The organism is Actinomadura bangladeshensis, from assembly GCF_004348335.1.
Lineage (GTDB): Bacteria > Actinomycetota > Actinomycetes > Streptosporangiales > Streptosporangiaceae > Spirillospora > Spirillospora bangladeshensis.
In genome coordinates this window covers 1-18,313 of record NZ_SMJW01000084.1, presented here as the reverse complement: position 1 = coordinate 18,313, position 18,313 = coordinate 1, and the positions used below count along the sequence as shown (strand labels likewise).

Sequence of the window (18,313 nt, the reverse complement as noted above, 5' to 3'; positions counted from 1 at the left end):
ACGTTGGCGGTCAGCGGGAGCCTACGCGGTGCCAGCCGGGGATCAGGTCCTCTACCAGGGCCTCCGTCTCTGGTTGGAGCTGGTCTTGGTACGGGTTCCGGGCCAGGCGGGAGCGCAGCTCGTCCACGGCCACCCGGACCTGCTCGACGTCGCCGGTCGCGTGGGTCGCGCGGAGCAGGTCGCGCCACAGGCCCTCGTCCTCGGGCGCGAGCCGCAGCCCGGCGCGGGCCGCGCCGACCGCGCCGCGCGGGTCGCCCTCCTCCAGCCGCAGCACGACGAGCCGGTGCGCGACGTCGATGACCCGCGCGGGCGTCTCGTACTCCAGCTCGTGGTCGGCGAGCCACGCGTACCGGCCGCGCGGCCGGTCGGCGAGCAGCGGACCGCGGACGAGGTCCAGCGCGTACGCCATGTAGGCGGTCTCGGACGCGGGCTCGGCCGCCGACCGCCACACCAGCCAGCGGAACGTCGCGACGTCGACCCGCACCTCCGAGCCGAGCCTGATCCGGCCGCGCTCGTCGTAGTACAGGTTGGGGCGGCCGCGCGCGTCCCGGCCGAGCCAGTCCGACACGCGCGCCACGCACGCGTCGCGGACGCCCGCGCTGGCGCCGCGCGGCCAGATCGCGCCGGACAGCACCGTCGGGTGGACGCCCTCCGGGTGCGCGGCGAGGAACACCAGCAGCTCGGTGCACAGTTCGCGGCGGCTCTCGTCCACCGGGCCCGGCGCGTCGACCTCGATCGGGCCGAGCAGCCGGATGTCGACCGAGGTGTGCTGCGCCGCCGGCGGCTCCGCCCCGCCGGTGAGGCCGGGGAGCCGTACGGAGTCGAGCCGCCCGGCCGTGCGGAACAGCTCGAACACGCCCCGGTAGTCGTCGTCGCGGACGAGCTGCGCGTCGACGTCGAAGCCGAGCACGCCGGCCTGGAGGCGCCCGGCGGCGTCGACGTCCCACGTCCAGGTGGCGCCCTGCACGTCGCCGGGGACGAGGTAGCCGGCGGCCATCCGGGTGCCGGTGCGGGCGAGTGCGACGAGCCGGTCGGCCTCCCGCTCGTCCGGGCGGTCCGCCATGATCAGGTAGTGCGGCATCCACGCCTCGCCGAACACGCCGCGGCAGCGTCCGGTGAGCACCGAGTCGACGCCGGACGCGGCGAGCGCCTGCCGCACCTCCTCGCTGCGCCCCTCCAGCTCGGGCAGCGCGTCCAGCAGCGTCGGGACGGACCGGACCCGGTCCGGCGCGATCTCGGTGAGGCCCTCGCCCAGTTCCGCGTCGAACCCGACGAGCGTGATCCGCATGTGGTCGGACCAGCGGTTGGTGGCCAGTTCGAGCGCGACCGCGGACAGCGCGGCGCGGCGCACGTCCTCGGGGCCGCGCAGCGCGATCAGCCCGTGCGCGGCCTCCAGGTCGACGAGGATGCGGCCGTTGGCGTTCGTGCCGATCGACACGAGGCCCGGGTAGGGGGCGAGGACGTCGCCGAGACCCGCCGCCTCCAGCATCGGCAGCGCGTCCTCGCGCAGCCGCCACACCTGGCCGTCGTCGAACGCCTGCCAGGGGGCGGGCGGGTTCCGGTCGGCGGGCGCGATCCACAGGTCGAGGCTGCCGCGGCCGATGTGGACGCCGTAGACGGTCGGGAGAGCCCGGCCGCCCGCCGCCATCGACTTGGACATGTGCCGCAGCCCGAGGTCGAGGAGCTTCGCCGCGTCTTCGTCGGCGCCGATCCGCAGCGCCCGCTCCGCCTCGGCCGCCTCCCCCTCCGGCCGGACGACCATGTGCCCGAACGCGCGGTTCCACAGCTGGGTGCGGCGGCGCCGGCCGAGCACGGCGAGCAGCCCGGCGGCGACCAGCGACGCCGCGGCGAGGCCCTGCGGCCAGCCGATGTCGAGCGACGCGCCGGTGTCCTTGTCCTGCGGGGAGCCCTGGCCGGGGACGTCCGCGCCGCCGGTGCCCGCGTGCCCGCCCATCTCGCCGGACGGCCCCTCGGCGTGCGCGGGCGGATGCGCGGGCTCCGACTCCCGCGGCCCCTCCTGCCCAGGCGCCTGACTCTGTTCGGGGGTCTGGCTGTGTTCCGGGATTTGGCTCTGCTCGGGCGCTTGACTCTGCTCGGGGGGCTGACTCGGCTGGGGCGCCTGACTGTGTTCGGGCGGCTGGGTCTGGTCCGGCGGGCGGCTCTGCTCGGGGGCCGGGGTCTGCGGTGCCGGTGAGGCGGGCGGCGCCTGCGCGGCCGGGGGCGGCTGCGCCGGTTCGGGTTCGGGTGCGGGCTTGTCCGGTTCGTCCGGGACGGCGTGCCCGTAGCGGAAGTAGTCGTGCAGGTCCTTGACCGGGACGACCTTGGCGCCCTTGGCGTCCGCCGGCATCTCCAGGATCCAGCCCGGACGGATCAGGCTGGCGATCGTCAGGCGCGTCCCGTCCGGCTGGACGTGGTCCTTGTTGAGGGAGTAGATCTCCTTGTAGCGGCGGCCCTCGCCGAGGCACTTCTCGGCGATCTCCCACAGGCTCTCGTGGTGGCGCCCGTCCGGCGGCCGCACCCGGTAGATCTTCGTGGTGGCGGACTTCTCCACCGGGTTCGCGGTGAGGTCCTCGGCGATCCGGTCGGCGGCGGCCGCGTGCTCGGGCGCGTCCGGGACCTGGTGGAACGCCGCCGCCTGCGGCTCCATCCGCACCGGCGCCGACGCCGGCGGGCGCTGCGACAGGCCCCCGGCGGAGAACGCCGGCATGATCGTGGTGGTGGCGGTGAACAGCAGCAGCGCGGCCACGACGAGCCTGTGGACGAGCGACTGCGTCCCGCCCGCGAGCGGCACCCGCGCGGGCACGCCGACGCCGCGGATCCCCGCGTACAGCTCGACCACCACGCACGCCGCGAGCTGCAGCCACGCGAGCCACACCAGCGCGACGAGGATCGCGAGCAGCGACCCCGGCCCGACCCGCTGGGTGAGGTCGGACGCGGTCGGCACATGGTCGGGCAGCGGCGACCCGAACAGCGTGAGCAGCGCGAACGGGACACCGGCCATCAGCGCGGCCAGCGCGGCGAGCGCGCCGATCCCGGCGAGCACGTCGCCCGCGCTGCGGTGCCCCTTCACCCGGACGGGCGTCCGCCGCCCCTGCCGCGTCACCATCGCGTCCCTGCCGTTTCCCCGGCCGTCGCGCCGGAGGTCGCACCGGAGGTCGCCCTCATCGTAGATCCGTTCTCCCGTTCGATCACGGGCCTTCTCCCTCGGTGACCGGGCGGGCGGTCGCACTGGAGGTCAGCCGGAACGCGCCGAAGCCGGGGATGATGCCGAGGAGCTGCGGTTCCACGCTGATCTGGACGGTGACCGCGACCTCCTGGTCATTGGCGTCGCACTCGGACGCGGTGACCTCGTCGGGGTAGGCGGCGAGCAGGTCGCACGCCGCCGCGCGGGCCCGCCCCGGGTCGAGGACGGGCTTGCCCGTCTCGCGGAGGGCGTCGGTGTCGATCTGGTTCGCGCCCGCCCGCGCCGCCTGCTCGGCCATGTCGGCGGCGCGCTGCCGGGCGTGGATGGCGAGGCCGCCGTCCACCAGCAGCCCGGCCAGCAGCAGCACGACCGGCGTGAACAGCACCGTGTACATCGCGATCGTGCCCCGGTCGCCGCGGTCCGCCGCCCGGTCGCCGCGTTCGGGCCTCATGGCGCGTCTCCCGGGTCGTCGGCGCCGCCCGCGTCCGTCCCCCGGTTGGTGAAGGTGTCGACGGGCGCGATCGCGTGGCCCTGCAGGCGCTTGGTGCCGGGCAGGCCGATGAACGCGAGGTCGCCGAGGTCGACGTCGCAGGTGACGGTCACGCCGACCCGTCCGCCCGGCCCCCAGGCGGACACGTCGGTCTGGACGCTGGGGCCGCCCGAGCACCAGTCGGTGCCGCGCATCCCGGCGGCGGCGGTCTCGGCGGCGAGGCCCTGCGCGGATCCGGCGCTGCGCGCGATGGACGCGGCACGGGCGGCGTCCCGCGCGGCGCCGTCCACCTGGCTCTTGGCGTCCACCATCCGGCCGGCGCCGGCGAGGAAGAGCAGGAACGCGATGAAGATGGGCGTGACGATGACCATCTCCAGCGACATGGATCCGCGGTCGTTCACGGGGCGGCCCCCCGCTGGCAGGCGGTGCCCGCGCCGACGTCGGGACGGAAGCACTCGATCGGCCCCTGCGACCGCTGCGACACGTGGAACGTCATGAACGGGACGACCTGGACGGCCTCGCCGCTGACCTCCACCCACCGCTCGTCGTTCTCCTCCCCCGCCCGCACCTGGAGCCCGGACAGCAGGTCCGGGCCGATCTCGCGGACCGACCCGGTCGCCTTCGCGGTCGCCGCGCCCTCCCAGCCGCCGCCGACCGGGGACGTCCGCGCGACGCGGGCGCCCGCCTGCGCCGCGGCGAGCGCGACGTGCCGGGCGTGGAACACCATGGCGAACTGCACCACGACGAGCATCACCAGGAGGAGGATCGGGGTGAGCAGCGCCCACTCCATCGACGACACGCCCGCGTCCGACCGCAGCCGGGACGCGAGCCGTTCCGGGGACCGCATCGGGGTCAGCCCGTGTTGATGCTGTTGGCCTTGTCCTGGATCTTCTTCTGGATCACCGCGCCGATGGTGATCGCGATCAGCGCGAGGATCGCGGTGATGATCGCCCATTCGATCGCGGACGCGCCGCGGCTGCGCTCCTCCTCCGACCGCAGCCGCGCCATCCGGACGCCGAGCGCGGCGCGCCAGTACAGGACGGACGGATGGTTCAGCGGGTTGAGCGGATTCATCGGACACCTCCACGGGGTTCGGGGGCAGGCCCTGAGGTCATGACGCGAGCACCCGCATCAGGGCCGGGTAGGCGAGGAAGATCAGGAATCCGGCGCACAGGAACAGCTGCGCGACGAGCATCGACTGGGAGCGCTCGCCGGCCTTGCCCTCCAGCTCCGACAGCTCGCGGCTGCGCATCGACGCGGCGCGGGCGGCGAGCGACTTGCGGATCTGCGCGCCGTCGTCGGAGACCAGCGCGAGCGCCCCGGCGAGGTCGCGCAGCTCGGCGATGTCGAGCTCCTCGCCGAGCCGGCCGAGCGACTGCCAGGGCGTCTGCCCGGTGATGCGGGCGTTGGACAGCGCGTCCCGGATGCGGTGCATCGCCCAGCCCTCGCCGACGTTCGACGCGGTCATCAGCGCCTCGGGGACGCCGCGCCCGCCCGCGAGGTTCATCGAGACGAGATCGAGGAACGCGCCGACGACGTGCCGGAAGTCCTGCCGGCGGGCCTGCGCCTCCTGCCGGAGCTGCATGTCGGGGAAGAAGAAGAACAGCACGGCGAACAGCACGCAGATCCACGCGGGGACGGCGACGGACGAGCCGAGCCCGAGCAGCGTGAAGTAGGCGACGATCAGCGGAATGACCAGCAGCGCGGCGGCGGGCAGCAGGAACTTGGTGGCGAGGAACGCCTCCAGCGACCGCTCGGTGATGGCGAGGTCGGCGCGGACCGACCGGAGCCGCCAGCCGCGCGCCTCGCAGAACCGGGCCATCTCCCGGCCGATCCGGGCGCGCATCCCGCCGACCCGCTCCAGCGTCGGCGACATCCGGCCGAGCTGCTGCTCCTCCAGGTCGCGGCGGCGCGCGGCGTCGAGCGCGGCCATCCGCGCGGCGAGGCCGGGGCGGGCCGGGAACAGCGCCCGGACGAGCACGTACACGCCGAGGCCGACGACGGCGCCCGCGATCATCGCGGCGTTCACGGCGCGCCACCCCCGCCCGCGTCCATCGTGTGCCGGCCGCGCAGCGGGGGTTCCTGGCCGCCCCTGTTCTGCCAGCCCGCGACCGTGCTCGGCACCTCGCCGGGCACGCCCGGCTCGGCCGTCCGGCGCGGCTCGCTGAGGAAGCGGCTCGGCAGCTCGTACCGCGACAGCCGCCGCAGCCACAGGAACGCCGCCCCGTACAGGGCGACGACGATGCACAGGACGAGCTGCCCGAGGAAGTCGTCGTACGGCTCGACGTAGGAGTGGTTGAACACGGCGAGGGCGAGGGCCGTCCCGACGGAGACGGCGACGACGATGCGGACGCTGCGCCGGGTCGCGCGCCGGTCGGCCTCGACGCGGCGCCGCATGTCCAGTTCGGCGCGGGCGGACGTCGCGAGCGCGCCCAGCATGTCGCGCAGGCCGGGGCCGCGCAGCTTGGCGTTCAGGATCAGCGCGGCGATCACCAGGTCGGCGGAGGGGTCGTCGATGTCGTCGGCGAACCGGCGCAGCGCCTCCGGCATCGGGACGCGGGTGTGCAGCCGGTCGACGAGGTTGCGGAGCGGCTGCTGCAGCGCGGGCGCGGCGGCGCGCTGCGAGGCGGGGATGGCCTGCTCCAGGCCGACGGCCCCGGCGATCGTGTCGCGGAGCGACTCCGTCCAGCCGGCGAGGCCCTCCAGCCGCGCCATGCCGCGGCGCTCCTCGGCGGCGCCGCCCGCGAGCCCGTCCCAGGCGAGGACGAGCACGCCGGTGCCGGCGGCGGCGATCGGCCAGCGCGTCAGGATCAGGACGAGGAAGCCGACGATGACGGCGAGCGCGGTGCGGGTCGTGAGGGTGCGGACCAGGTCCTCGCGGCTGCGTCCGCGCGCGGGCCTCGTGCGGGCCGGCAGCCCGCGCAGCGCGACGACCAGCAGCAGGAGGCCGCCGCCGGCCAGGGCGCCCGCGACGATGGCGAAGAGCACGTCCGGCGCGTACATCACCCCTCGCCCCCGCCCACCGCGAACCCGCTCACCACGAACCCGCTCACCACGAACCCGCTCACCAGGAACCTCCGGCCGACGGGTCGTAGCCGTACTCGGCCAGCTCGGCGACGCAGGAGATCGGCGCGGAGGGGACGGCGACCCCGCCGGTCCCGAGCGCGAACACCTCCGACGACAGGACCCGCCCGTCCACGCCGGTGACCTCCCGGACGCTGGACACGTACCGGCGCAGCCGCCCCCCGGACGCGTACTCGTTGCGCTTCTCGATGAACACGACGAAGTCGATCGCGCCCGCGATCAGCATGTGGGTCGCCTCGACCGGCAGCCGCTCCTCCGACTGGATCGCGTACGTCGCGACGCGGTTGAACACCTCCACCGACGAGTTCGCGTGGATCGTCGACAGCGACCCGTCGTTGCCCTGAGTCATCGCGTTCAGCATCGTGACGATCTCGTCGCCGAGGACCTCGCCGACGATCACCCGGGACGGGTTCATGCGCAGCGACCGGCGGACCAGCTCCGCCATCGAGATCGCGCCCTGCCCCTCGGAGTTCGGGAGGCGCTGCTCGAACGCGACGCAGTTCGGGTGCAGCTCGGGGAAGGCGTCCAGGCCGAGTTCGAGGGCGCGCTCGACGGTGATCAGCCGCTCGGCCGGCGGGATCTCGTTGGCGACCGCGCGCAGCAGCGTCGTCTTCCCCGCGTTCGTCGCGCCCGCGATCATGATGTTCTTGCGGGCGAGGACGGCGGCGCGGAAGAACTGCGCGACCTCCTGGGTGAACGTGCCGTTGCCGACGAGGTCGGCGAGGAACACCTTGCCGAGCCGGGCGCGGCGGATCGACAGCGCAGGGCGGACGGTCACGTCCATCACGGCCGACAGCCGCGAGCCGTCCGGCAGGCGCAGGTCGAGCTGCGGGTTCGCGGTGTCGAACGGCCGCGACGACAGCCCGCTGTAGGCGGCGAGGATCTGGATCAGCTCGACCAGTTCCTCGTCGCTCTCGGCGACCGGCTCGCCCATCACCTCGCGCCCGTCGGCGTAGCCGATGAACACGCGGTCGCAGCCGTTGATGTCGATGTTCTCGATCTCGGGGTCTTCGAGGAGCGGCTGGAGCCGGCCGACGCCGAACAGCGCGGCGTGCACGCCGGCGGCGAGCGCCTCCTCCTCTTCGGCGTTCGGCGGCCGCCGCCCGGAGGTGATCTCGCCGCGCGCGAACTCCTCCAGCACCTGGCCGATGAGTGCGCGGGCGAACTGCCGCTCGTCCTCCCCGGACATCGGCGGCAGCCCGTTCGCGGCGTCCAGCCGGCGCTGCTGCGCCAGCCGGTCGCCGACCTCCTGGCGGAGGCGCTTGACGAGCCCGTGGTCCATCTACCGCCTCCCCTCCTGCGGAACGCCGACCGGCACCTGCGGCGGCGCCGCGGCGGGCGCGGCCGCCGGCGGCGGGGCGAGCCGGCCGACCAGGTCGGCGGCGACCTCGCGCGCCGAGCGGATGAGCAGCGACCGGTCCAGCCGGCCGCCCCACTGTCCGGACAGCAGGTCGGCGCCCTTCGGGTCGAGCGCCAGGCCGCCGAGGACGGTCACGCCGGGCGGCGGCGGGCCCTGCGCCGGACCGGGCGCCGGGTCGGGCGCCTGGCCGCGGCCGCGCGCCCCCGCGATGATCCGGTCGACCTCGGCGACCGAGCCGCGGAAGTCGCGCGGGTCGGCGAGCACCAGCACCCCGATCGGCGGGCCGCCGCGCAACTCCTCGGTCAGCGCGCCGACGCGCTCGCGCAGGTGCGCGACCTGTTCGAGGGTGGCGCGGGTGAGCAGGACGACCATGTCGGCCTCCCGCATCAGGTCGGTCAGCGGGGTGCCGGCGCCGAGCCGCCCGCAGTCGGCGATCACGTCCACCGGGGCGAGGCCGGCGAACGCGCGGCCGAGCGGCCCCCACAGCCACGTCATCGCCTGCGCCTGCTCGGCGTTGGTGAGGCCGACGAGCACGTCGAGGCCGCCGACGAGCCGCTGGCAGTGCTCGGCGATCTGGTCGGGCCGCAGGCCGCGGCGGGCCGTCGCGGCGAGGCTGAGCAGGCCGCGGGACGGGTTCAGCATGCCGCCGTCCCCGTCGCCGTCGCCGCTCTGCGCGGCGGCGGGCAGCCGGTACACGAGGTCGCCGCCCGCCTGGTCGCACTCCGCGACCAGCACGGGACGGGGCCACACGGCGCCGAGCGCGACCGCCGCGGTCGTGACGCCCGGCGCCCCCTTGTCGGCAGCGAGCGCGATGAGAGCCACCGTCAGTTACCGCCCGTGCCTGAAGACTGCGGGCCGCCCTGGTTCGGGGTACCGCCCTGGTTCGGCGTGCCGCCGCCCTGGTTCGGCGTGCCGCCCTGGTTGGGCACGGGCTCGACGCCGCCGGACTCCTGCTTGTTCTGCTTCTGCTGCCTGTCCTGCTTGGCGGGCGGTGCGGACACCTTCGTCCCGTCCGGGACCAGCGCGAGCGCGACCGCCCCGGCGGACGCCGCCTGCGCGACCTGCGCCGCGTCCGCCGGCAGGACGGCGACGTCCACGCTGGTCTGGTCGGAGCGCAGCCGGGTCGGGCCGCCGTCGTCCCCGGCGCCGACCCCGACGACGATGGCGTCCTGGGCGAGGACGGTTCCGGCGCGCGGGCCGCCGTTCTGCCCGTTGCCGACCGCGTAGAGGATGACGTGCTTGCCCTGCACGAGGTCGCCGGTCGGGGTCTGGCCGGGCTTGAGCGCGAGGCCGACGACGACGCGGCCGTTCTCGGGGGCGTCCGACCTGCTGATCATTCCGTTGGTCAGCAGCGCGCCCGGCACCAGCCGGACGGCCGCGACGCGCCCGGTCACCTTGGCGCGCTCGGACCAGGCGAGGAACTGGATGCCGGTGTCGCCGATCTGCACCTCTTCGAGGGCGCTCGCCGGGATCTGCTGCCCGGCCGCGACCGGCTGCGCGATGCGGATCGCCGACACCCGCTCGCCGCTCGCCATCACCAGGTAGGCGCTGGCGAGGGCGCCGCCGAGGATCAGCAGCACCGCGAGCGCGGCGAGCGCGGGCTTGCGCTCGCGCGGGGAACTCGGAAGCCGCTGCCCCCCGGATGTGCCGAGCCCCGACCGGCCGAGCCCCGCCGTCCCACCGGACGGGCCCGCCGCGCCACCGCCGGAGACGGTCGACTGGTTGGACTTCATCGCGCTGCCCACGCGCTCCTTCCCGCCCTTCCGCGGACCCCGTCCCGGGACGTCCGCGCACATCGAGCGATCCATGCTTGCGGGGGCGGCAAGGTCCCGTCAATGGATTCGTTGACATCCTCCCCCTCAAGTGAGGGGGATTCCAGCCGGTGGGGGCTGAGGTTCACGGACACTCGACCGCTCGCACGGTGTTGCCCCTCCGGCACACGCCCTGTTGAGCGCGGGTCTGGCGACCTGTCCTGCCGCGACATTGCCTGCTGCGTTGATGTCGGCGTTGCAGCGGAACCCGCAAGATGAACAGACGAACTCGGCTTGGCTCTTGCGCGAGTTCTTGTCGATCCATCCGCAGGCGCTGCATCGCAGACTCGTGTATGGGGCCGGGACGTCTTCGACCCGGCCAGGCGCCTTGTGCTCGGTACGGCTGCGCAGCCTGCCCCACCCCTGGGCGAGGATGGCGCGGTTCAGCCCGGCCTTCGCCCGGACGTTGCGGCCGGGTTTCTCGACCGTCCCTTTCGCCGAGGCCGTCATGTTCTTGATGTTCAGCTCGAACCTGATCACGTCGTAGGTGCGGGCGAGCATGGACGATGTCTTCTCGCACCAGTCCCTACGCCGGTCGACTTCCCGTGCCTTGAGTAGGGCGGCTCTGGCGTACTCGGCCGTCTGGCGAGGGCTGCCCTTGGGGGCGCGGGCCGCTCGCCGCTGATGCTTGCGGATCCGCGCTCGTTCCCTGGTGGTGAGTTGCGGGCAATTCAGTTTCCGGCCGTCCGACAAGGCCGCAGTGATGGTGACGCCTCGGTCTATTCCGATGATCTTGCCGGTGCCCGGCGCATCAACAGGCTCAGGGACGATCGCGAAGGCAATATGCCACTGACCGTGGCGGAAGGTGACACGGTACGAGCCCGCCCGAGGCAAGTCCGGCCGGGTGAGACGGAACTTCACCCAGCCCAATCCCGGCACCCTGACCCGCGCCCACTTGCGATTGAGCTTCTGCACTGCGACGCGGCGGTTCATCACCTGCTTGCCGGTCTTCGGGTTCAGCCGAGGCGTCCCGTCCGGAGCGAACGCGGGCGCACAGCCGTCGCCGATGATCCGGAAGCCTTCGTGCCTGTACTTCCGACGCCAGGTCGGCTCACCGAATCCGGACTGAAATCGCGCGGTCTTGGCCTTGGCGAAGTCTCGGAGTGCCTGGACCTGAACAACGAGGGGCACGTCACGAAGCCACTCGAACTCACGGCGGGCCTGGGTGAGCTGCCGGGACTGTTCGGCGAACCCCGGTGCAGGACGACGGCCCGGCCTCCACTCCCGGTGCTGCTCGACCGCAAGATTCCAGACATATCGAGCGTGCTCGCAGTACTTCACCATGCGTTGTTCCTGCCCGCCCGTGGGGTACAGCCGGAACCTCGACATGCCATCAAAGTACCATCACTCTGCCGGTACGTTGATGGCATGAAACAGATCACACTGAGACTTCCCGACGAACTCCACTCAGAGCTGAAGGACCTCGCCACGCGCGAACACCGGTCACTGCACGCGCAGGTGCTGCACATGCTGCAATCAGCGCTCGACGCTCGCTCCGGGGAAGCGCCGGATGCACGCTCCGGTCGCCCTACTGCCTGATCAGGCGGGTGGGAGGCCGGCGAGGCGGCCGAGGAGGGTCATTGTGTGGTCGAAGTAGGCGGTTCGTTCCTCGATCACGTTGTTGAATTGGCCGAACAATTCGAAGCTGACCGTTCCGTACAAACCGGCCCATGCGGTGAAGGCCCGGGTGATCACGTTGGCGGGGAGGTCCATGGACAGCGCGGTGCGCGCGCGGGCCATGTCCTCGGCGAGTGAGGGCGGCGCGGGCGGGCACGGCCCGGCGGGGTCGAGCGCGCCGGCGGCGTGGGCCTCGGTGATGATGCGGGTGAAGACGACCGTGTCGCGCACGGCGGCGGGGACGGTGTCCTCCGGCGCCTTGTAGCCGGGGACGGGCGACCCGTACAGCAGGGCGTACTCGTGCGGATGCGCCAGTGCCCACTCCCGGACGGCCCTGCACACGGCGAGCCAGCGTCCGGTGAAGTCGCCGGCGTCGGCCTCCGCGTCGGCCCGCTCGACGGCCTCCCCGACGGCGTTGTACCCGTCGATGATCAGCGCGGTCAGCAGGTCGTCGCGGCTCGGGAAGTACCGGTAGATCGCCGACGAGACCATCCCCATCTCGCGGGCGACCGCGCGCAGCGACAGCCCCGTCGCGCCCGCCGTGGCCAGTTGGCGTCTCGCGATCTCGGTGATCTCCCGGATCAGCTCCGCCCGAACCCGTTCCCGTGCCGTCCCGCCTGCGCTCATGCGGCCAGGCTAGCAGAGCGACGCACTGAATCGAGAGCACTGCTCTTGACATCACCGCTCTCTAGAGAGAGCATTGCTCTCAGAACAGAGCACTGAGCCGAAGGAGACCGCGATGCCGAGCCTGGCGACCCTGCACGACGAGTACGCGCTGCGCGGGCGGATCGACGCGGCGGCGCCCGTCACGAACTCGTCCAGCGTCCTGATCGATGCGGCGCCGGACCGGGTCTGGGACGTCCTCGCCGACCTGCGCGGCTGGGAGACCTGGGCGCCCGGCTTCAAGCTGCGGGCGCTGCACGCCGTCGAGCCGGGCCGCGAATTCCGCTGGAGCCAGAACGGCACGCCGCTCCACTCCCGGTTCGCCGTGGTCGAGCCCGGCCGCGAGCTGAGCTGGACGGGCAGCCTCCTCGGCCTCTACCGGGCCGTCGACCGCATGGTCCTGGCGCCGGAGAGCGGCGGCACCCGGGTCACGCTCCAGGAATCCCTGGACGGCCCGCTCGCCGGCCTCATCTACCCGTCCCGCAAGCTGCGCGCCGGCCACGAGGCCCGCCTGGCGGCGCTCAAGAGCCACGTCGAATCCCGCGCCTGACGGCGCGGACCAACCATCAGCGAAGGAGAAACGTCATGGGCAAGCACGTGATCGTCGGCGCGGGGCAGGTCGGAACGCACCTGGCCGAGCGGCTCGTCCGGATGGGGCATGACGTCGCCGTCGTGACGCGGTCGGGGTCGGGGCCCGAGGGGGTCGAGCGGATCGCCGCCGACGTCGCCGACCAGGCCCGGCTGACCGAGATCGCCAAGGGCGCCGACACGCTCTACAACTGCGTGAACCCGCGGTACCACCGGTGGGTGCAGGACTGGCCGCCGATGGCGTCGTCGTTCCTCGCGACCGCCGAGGCCACCGGCGCCACGCTGGTGACGCTCAGCAGCCTGTACGGGTACGGGCCGGTCGACGGGCCGATGACCGAGGACCTGCCGCTCGCCGCCACCGGCACCAAGTCGCGGGTGCGGGCCCAGATGTGGCGGGACGCCATCGCCGCGCACGAGGCGGGACGCATCCGGACCACCGAGTTGCGCGCGTCCGACTACTACGGGCCGGGCAGCACCGACCAGGCGTACATCGGCGAGACCCGGTTCGTGAGGCCGCTGCTCGCGGGCAAGCGGGTGCTGTACTTCAGCGACCCGTCCGTCCCGCACGCCTGGACATACCTCCCGGACGTCGCCGAGGCCCTCGCGATCGCGGGGACGGACGAGCGGGCGCTGGGCCGGCCGTGGCACGTCCCGACGGGCCCGGCCGTGTCGACCCTGGACGTCGCCGAGCGGCTGTGCGCGATCGCCGGCGCGCCGGCGCCGCGGGTCACCGAGGCGCCGCGCGCCCTGTTCAACGCGCTCGGACTCGTCTCGCCGATGATGAGGGAACTGCGCGAGACCCGCTACCAGTTCGACCGGCCGTACATTTTGGACTCTTCCGCGTTTCAGTCGACGTTCGGGATGGCTCCGACGCCGCTGGACGACGCCCTCGAAACGATCGTCGCCGCCTACCGGAAAACCGAGGGGAGCGGTAATTAAGCTGAACGATATTTCCGGAGACGTCGGAGGCTCGGATGCGGATCTCGTTCACGGCGCTGACCGGCGGCGGACCTCGCGATGTCGTGATAAATGTCGATTCGGAGGCCACCGTTGCCGGGGTCGCGCAATCGCTCGCCGCGACCCTCGACGGATCCGCGGCCGGATCCGCGGCCGGATCGGCGGCCGGATCCGCGCCGGCCCCCGCACCCCGGTTCTCCAAGGCCGCCCTCCTCGCCAAGGACGGTCTCGTCCGGGACGGTCTCGCGCGTGACGGGCGCGGCCCGCGCAAGGCCCTCTGGATGGACGGCCGGATGCTCGACCCGCAGGCCCTCGCCGTCAAGGAGCTGCGGGACGGCGCCGTCGTCGCGGTCGAGCAGCGCACCGCCGCCGCCACCGTCCTCGCCGAGCCGACCGGCCTCGTCGAGGTGCGGGTCGTCGGCGGGCCGGCCGCCGGGTCCGTGCACCGGCTCGGGCTCGGCACCAGCACGATCGGGTCCGGCCGGGACGTGGACGTGGTGCTCGACGACCCGTCCGTCCCGGCCCGGTCGCTGCGGCTGACGGTCGGGCGCGAGACCGTCGAGGTCGAGGCGTCCGCGATGACGATGCAGGGCACCGCCAGACTCGACGGGACCCCGCTCGGCGCGAAGACGGTCTGGCCGGTGGGCGGCATGCTCTCGGTGGGCGGCAGCGTGCTGGCGCTCGCGCCGAGCGCCGCGCCCGACACCCATCTGGAGCCGCTGTCCGAGGGCGGGCTGGCGTTCAACCGGCCGCCCCGGCTGCGTCCGGCGCACCGGGCGCGGACGCTGGAGGTCCCGAGGCGCCCCGAGCGCAACCCGCGCGAGCGGCTGCGGCTGTTCGGCGCGCTGCTGTTCTCGGCGTTCGGGCTGGTCATGGCGTTCGCGCTCGGCCAGTGGTGGTGGGCGCTGTTCGCGCTGGCCTGGCCGGTGATGACGCTCGGCGAATGGGTCGGCGACCGGCTGCATGGCCGCAAGTCGTACAAGAAGGCGCTGAAGGAGTACCACCGCAAGGCGGGCGAATTCGACGGCGAGATGGACCGGCTGCGGCGCGCGGACGAGGCCGAGCGGCGCGCCCTGCACCCCGACCCGGCCGAGGTGCTGCTCACCGCGACCGGGCCCCGGCGGCGCCTGTGGGAGCGGCGCCGCGGCGACGCCGACGTCCTGCACCTGCGGGTCGGCCTCGCCGACCTGCCCGCCCGCATCGAGCTGACCGGAGAGCCGGGCGAGGTGGAGGTCCCGGCCGCCCGGCAGGTCCCGGTGGCGCTGCCGCTCGCCGACCTCGGCGTCATCGGGCTGACCGGGCCGCGGCACGCCTCCCGCGGGCTGGCGCGGTGGCTGGTCGCGCAGGCCGCCGTCCTGCACAGCCCCCGGGATCTCGCGATCGTCGTCCTGTCCGCCGACCAGCGGGCCGGCGGCGAGTGGAACTGGGTGCGCTGGCTGCCGCACTGCGCGCCGCGCGAAGGCGAGGACTGCGTCGCCCTCGTCGGGACCGACCCGGAGTCGGCCGCGCACCGCGTCACCGAACTCGCGATCCGGGTGACGGAGCGGCGGCGCGCCGCCCAGGCGGAATCGTCGTTCTTCGGGCAGGAGGGGGTGCCTGCCGTCCCGTACAACATCCTGATCGTGCTGGACGGCGCGCGCGCGTTGCGCCGCATACCCGGCATGCCGATGCTCCTGTCGCGAGGTGCCGAGTACGGCATCTACGCCATCTGCGTGGACGACGAGGAACGCCTCCTCCCGGAGGAATGCCAGGCCGTCGCCGCGTGGGAGCCGCAATGGCCTTCGCTGATCCGGCTCCAGGGGCAGGGGCTCGACGCCGTCGGTTCCGTGGTCGCCGACCAGGTCTCGGCGGTCTGGGCCGACCGGGTGGCGCGCGCGCTGGCACCCGTCCGGGACGTGTCCCGCGAGGACGCCGACGACTCGATCCCGTCCGATGTGCGGCTGCTGGACGTCCTCGACATGCCCGAACCCACCGCCGACCACATCCTCCAGTCGTGGAACCGGACGGGCGGACGCACCACCCGCGTCCCCATCGGGCTCGGGTCGGGGCGGCCCTACGAGATCGACCTCCGCGCCGACGGGCCGCACGGCCTCATCGCGGGGACCACCGGCGCGGGCAAGTCGGAGCTGCTGCAGACGCTCATCGCGTCCCTCGCCGCCGCCAACCGCCCGGACGAGATGACGTTCGTCCTCATCGACTACAAGGGCGGCGCCGCGTTCAAGGACTGCGGGCGCCTCCCGCACACCGTCGGCATGGTCACCGACCTGGACGGCCACGCCACCGAACGCGCCCTCGAATCCCTCGCCGCCGAACTCCGCCGCCGCGAGGAGGTCCTGCTCGGCGCGGGCGCCAAGGACATCGACGACTACAACGACGTCCGCCTCACCGACCCGGGGCTGCCGACGATGCCGCGGCTCGTCCTCGTCATCGACGAGTTCGCCGCCATGGTCACCGAGCTGCCCGACTTCGTCACCGGCCTCGTCGACATCGGCCGCCGGGGGCGGTCCCTCGGGGTGCACCTGGTCCTCGCCACGCAGCGTCCCGCCGGGGTCGTCACCGCCGACATCCGCGCCAACACCAACCTGCGCATCGCGCTGCGCGTCACCGACCCGGACGAATCCACCGACGTCCTCGACGCGCCGGACGCCGCGCAGATCTCCAAGTCCACCCCCGGCCGGTGCTATGTCCGCTCGGGGGGGTCGGCGCCGCAGCTCGTGCAGTCCGCGCGGATCGGGGGCCGCCGCGCCGGCGCCGGCACGACCGCCGCGGGACCGACCATCCTGCCGCTTCCGTGGCAGGGCCTCGGCCACCCGCTGCCGTCCCCGCGGGAGGCCGCCGAGGACGCGACCCTCGCCACCGACCTGGGCGTCCTCGTCCAGGCGGTCGACGAGGCCGCCCGCCGCGCCGGCATCGCCCGGCAGCCGTCGCCCTGGCTGAACCCGCTGCCCGAGCAGATCAAGCTGACCACCCGCACCGCCGCCGGCGGCTCCGTCGTGGACGTCCCGCCGATCCCGTTCGGCGTCACCGACCTGCCCGCCGTCCAGTCCCGCGAGGAGCTGACCCTCGACCTGGCCTCCGGCGGCCACCTCTACATCGCGGGCTCCGCCCAGTCGGGCCGCTCCACCGCGCTGCGCACCATCGCCGGCTCGCTGGCCTCGTCCTGCTCCCCCTACGACGCGCACCTGTACGCGATCGACTGCGGCGCCAACGCGCTGCTGCCGCTGATCTCGCTGCCGCACTGCGGCGCCGTCGTCACCCGCGACCAGCTCGACCGCTGCGAACGGCTGCTCACCGCGCTGGCCGCCGAGGTCGCCCGCCGCCAGCAGCTCCTCGCCGAGGCCGGCTTCGCGTCCCTCGCCGAGCAGCGCGCCGCCGTCGCCGCCACCGACCGGCTCCCCTGGATGGTGCTGCTCCTCGACCGCTGGGAGGGCTTCCTCGGCGCGTTCGAGCACTACGACTACGGCCGCCTGGTCGACCAGGTGATCCGCCTCCTGCGCGAGGGCGCCGCCGTCGGCCTCCGCGCCGTCTTCACCGGCGACCGCTCCGGCCTCGGCGGCCAGATCTCCACGGTCTTCGACCGCCGCCTCATCCTGCGGATGGCCGACCCGAACGACTACTGCTACGGCGGCCTCCAGGACAAGCAGGTCCCCGCCGCCATGCCGCCCGGCCGCGCCCTGGAGCCCACGACCCCGGGCGCACCTCCGCGCGAATCCCAGATCGGCCTCCTGGGGGACGACCCCTCAGGCACCTCCCAAATCGCCGTCCTCCAGGAGATGGCCCGCGCCTGCGTCTCCCGCTACGGCCGCCTCCCCCGCCGCCAGCGGCCCCTCCACGTGGACGAACTGCCCGTCCGCGTCACCTACCGGGAGGCGATGTCCCTCGACCCCGACTTCACGGCACCGTCCCCCCTCTGGGCCCTGGTCGGCGTGGGCGGCGACACCCTCGCCCCCATCGGCATCGACCTGCTCAACGAGGGCCCCGGCTTCGCCGTGGCCGGCCCGCCACGCTCAGGCCGCTCCACCACTCTCCGCACGATGGTCCAATCCCTCCTGGACCCGTCCGTCGGCGGCGGCCTGGTCCCGGTGGTCCTGATCACGCCCCGCCGCTCGCCCCTCCGCCTCCTGGCCAGCCGTCCCGGCGTCCTGGGTCTCCTCACCTCCGACGCCGACCCCGACGACCTGGAGAACGCCATCGGCGACGAGCACCGCTACGTCGTCGTCGTGGACGACGCCGAACTGCTCGACGAGACCGACCTGGACGACGCCCTCCGCGGCGTCCTGCGCACCGCCCGCGACGGCGAGCACGCCGTCGTCATCGGCGGCACCACCGCCGACCTGGGCCGCGGCTACCGCGGCTTCCTGTCCGACACCCGCCGCTCCCGCTCCGGCGTCCTGCTGTCCATCGAGTCCCCCGACGACGGCGACATGTTCGGCCTCCGGCTCCCCCGCAACGCCCCCCTGGGCGGCCCCACCGGCCGCGGCCTCTTCACCGCCACCGGAGTAACGACCCAAATCCAGGTAGCCCTACCACCCCCCACCACCACCGACTGACCACGGACC

The 18,313-nt window shown here is 73.9% G+C and carries 16 protein-coding genes; 4 read left to right on the top strand and 12 right to left on the bottom strand.

All coding sequences use genetic code 11. From position 1 onward, the window contains the following. Positions 1-10: 10 nt before the first annotated feature. The 11 genes from E1284_RS18145 to E1284_RS18095 all read right to left on the bottom strand — a co-directional run bounded on the left by E1284_RS18145 (position 11) and on the right by E1284_RS18095 (position 11,258). Entirely contained in the window at positions 11-3,106 is a 3,096-nt protein-coding gene (locus E1284_RS18145; RefSeq protein ID WP_131940396.1) for a BTAD domain-containing putative transcriptional regulator, read from the bottom strand. Positions 3,107-3,188: 82 nt separating this feature from the next. Continuing rightward, complete coding sequence (locus E1284_RS18140) at positions 3,189-3,635, bottom strand: pilus assembly protein TadG-related protein (RefSeq protein ID WP_243714563.1); 447 nt, start codon at positions 3,633-3,635, stop codon at positions 3,189-3,191. Then, the gene (locus E1284_RS18135; RefSeq protein ID WP_243714562.1) at positions 3,632-4,075 is read right to left on the bottom strand and encodes a TadE family protein; all 444 of its coding nucleotides are present in this window, start codon (positions 4,073-4,075) and stop codon (positions 3,632-3,634) included. Before E1284_RS18135 ends, E1284_RS18140 begins: the two co-directional genes overlap by 4 nt. Continuing rightward, entirely contained in the window at positions 4,072-4,521 is a 450-nt protein-coding gene (locus tag E1284_RS18130; RefSeq protein WP_131940394.1) for a TadE/TadG family type IV pilus assembly protein, read from the bottom strand. Before E1284_RS18130 ends, E1284_RS18135 begins: the two co-directional genes overlap by 4 nt. Before the next feature lie 5 nt (positions 4,522-4,526). Then, entirely contained in the window at positions 4,527-4,748 is a 222-nt protein-coding gene (locus tag E1284_RS18125) for a Flp family type IVb pilin (protein ID WP_131940392.1), read from the bottom strand. A 37-nt stretch (positions 4,749-4,785) separates the two neighbouring features. After that, complete coding sequence (locus tag E1284_RS18120) at positions 4,786-5,703, bottom strand: type II secretion system F family protein (protein WP_207923824.1); 918 nt, start codon at positions 5,701-5,703, stop codon at positions 4,786-4,788. After that, the gene (locus E1284_RS18115) at positions 5,700-6,677 is read right to left on the bottom strand and encodes a type II secretion system F family protein (protein ID WP_131940390.1); all 978 of its coding nucleotides are present in this window, start codon (positions 6,675-6,677) and stop codon (positions 5,700-5,702) included. The genes E1284_RS18120 and E1284_RS18115 overlap by 4 nt, the downstream gene beginning before the upstream one ends. Positions 6,678-6,738: 61 nt before the next feature. Then, positions 6,739-8,040, bottom strand: a complete 1,302-nt coding sequence (locus E1284_RS18110) for a TadA family conjugal transfer-associated ATPase (protein WP_131940388.1) — start codon at positions 8,038-8,040, stop codon at positions 6,739-6,741. Beyond that, complete coding sequence (locus tag E1284_RS18105) at positions 8,041-8,940, bottom strand: hypothetical protein (RefSeq protein ID WP_131940386.1); 900 nt, start codon at positions 8,938-8,940, stop codon at positions 8,041-8,043. It abuts the gene before it with no gap. A gap of 2 nt (positions 8,941-8,942) precedes the next feature. Further along, on the bottom strand, positions 8,943-9,863 hold the full coding sequence (locus E1284_RS18100) for a hypothetical protein (RefSeq protein ID WP_243714561.1): 921 nt from the start codon (positions 9,861-9,863) through the stop codon (positions 8,943-8,945). A gap of 114 nt (positions 9,864-9,977) precedes the next feature. Then, positions 9,978-11,258 (bottom strand): RNA-guided endonuclease InsQ/TnpB family protein, encoded by a 1,281-nt coding sequence (locus tag E1284_RS18095; protein ID WP_131940384.1) that lies wholly within the window; start codon positions 11,256-11,258, stop codon positions 9,978-9,980. 39 nt (positions 11,259-11,297) lie between these two features. On the opposite strand from E1284_RS18095, the gene E1284_RS18090 reads away from it, so the two are divergent. After that, complete coding sequence (locus tag E1284_RS18090; protein WP_131940382.1) at positions 11,298-11,468, top strand: FitA-like ribbon-helix-helix domain-containing protein; 171 nt, start codon at positions 11,298-11,300, stop codon at positions 11,466-11,468. Here the strand turns inward: E1284_RS18090 and E1284_RS18085 are convergent, their stop codons facing one another. Next, entirely contained in the window at positions 11,469-12,173 is a 705-nt protein-coding gene (locus E1284_RS18085) for a TetR/AcrR family transcriptional regulator (RefSeq protein WP_131940380.1), read from the bottom strand. It abuts the gene before it with no gap. Positions 12,174-12,285: 112 nt separating this feature from the next. Here E1284_RS18085 and E1284_RS18080 point away from each other — a divergent pair, with 112 nt between their 5' ends. From E1284_RS18080 to E1284_RS18070, 3 genes are read left to right on the top strand one after another with little or no spacing between them, the layout of a single operon-like run. After that, complete coding sequence (locus E1284_RS18080; RefSeq protein WP_131940378.1) at positions 12,286-12,759, top strand: SRPBCC family protein; 474 nt, start codon at positions 12,286-12,288, stop codon at positions 12,757-12,759. Between the two features lie 35 nt (positions 12,760-12,794). Further along, complete coding sequence (locus E1284_RS18075) at positions 12,795-13,736, top strand: NAD-dependent epimerase/dehydratase family protein (RefSeq protein ID WP_131940376.1); 942 nt, start codon at positions 12,795-12,797, stop codon at positions 13,734-13,736. A 35-nt stretch (positions 13,737-13,771) separates the two neighbouring features. After that, complete coding sequence (locus tag E1284_RS18070) at positions 13,772-18,304, top strand: FtsK/SpoIIIE domain-containing protein (RefSeq protein ID WP_131940374.1); 4,533 nt, start codon at positions 13,772-13,774, stop codon at positions 18,302-18,304. Positions 18,305-18,313 lie beyond the last annotated feature (9 nt).

Bases quoted from the DNA above. Each gene is read 5' to 3' on its own strand.
- E1284_RS18145 (WP_131940396.1), bottom strand. From the start codon at position 3,106: ATGGTGACGCGGCAGGGGCGGCGGACGCCCGTCCGGGTGAAGGGGCAC.
- E1284_RS18140 (WP_243714563.1), bottom strand. From the start codon at position 3,635: ATGAGGCCCGAACGCGGCGACCGGGCGGCGGACCGCGGCGACCGGGGC.
- E1284_RS18130 (WP_131940394.1), bottom strand. From the start codon at position 4,521: ATGCGGTCCCCGGAACGGCTCGCGTCCCGGCTGCGGTCGGACGCGGGC.
- E1284_RS18125 (WP_131940392.1), bottom strand. From the start codon at position 4,748: ATGAATCCGCTCAACCCGCTGAACCATCCGTCCGTCCTGTACTGGCGC.
- E1284_RS18115 (WP_131940390.1), bottom strand. From the start codon at position 6,677: ATGTACGCGCCGGACGTGCTCTTCGCCATCGTCGCGGGCGCCCTGGCC.
- E1284_RS18110 (WP_131940388.1), bottom strand. From the start codon at position 8,040: ATGGACCACGGGCTCGTCAAGCGCCTCCGCCAGGAGGTCGGCGACCGG.
- E1284_RS18095 (WP_131940384.1), bottom strand. From the start codon at position 11,258: ATGTCGAGGTTCCGGCTGTACCCCACGGGCGGGCAGGAACAACGCATG.
- E1284_RS18090 (WP_131940382.1), top strand. From the start codon at position 11,298: ATGAAACAGATCACACTGAGACTTCCCGACGAACTCCACTCAGAGCTG.
- E1284_RS18085 (WP_131940380.1), bottom strand. From the start codon at position 12,173: ATGAGCGCAGGCGGGACGGCACGGGAACGGGTTCGGGCGGAGCTGATC.
- E1284_RS18080 (WP_131940378.1), top strand. From the start codon at position 12,286: ATGCCGAGCCTGGCGACCCTGCACGACGAGTACGCGCTGCGCGGGCGG.
- E1284_RS18075 (WP_131940376.1), top strand. From the start codon at position 12,795: ATGGGCAAGCACGTGATCGTCGGCGCGGGGCAGGTCGGAACGCACCTG.
- E1284_RS18070 (WP_131940374.1), top strand. From the start codon at position 13,772: ATGCGGATCTCGTTCACGGCGCTGACCGGCGGCGGACCTCGCGATGTC.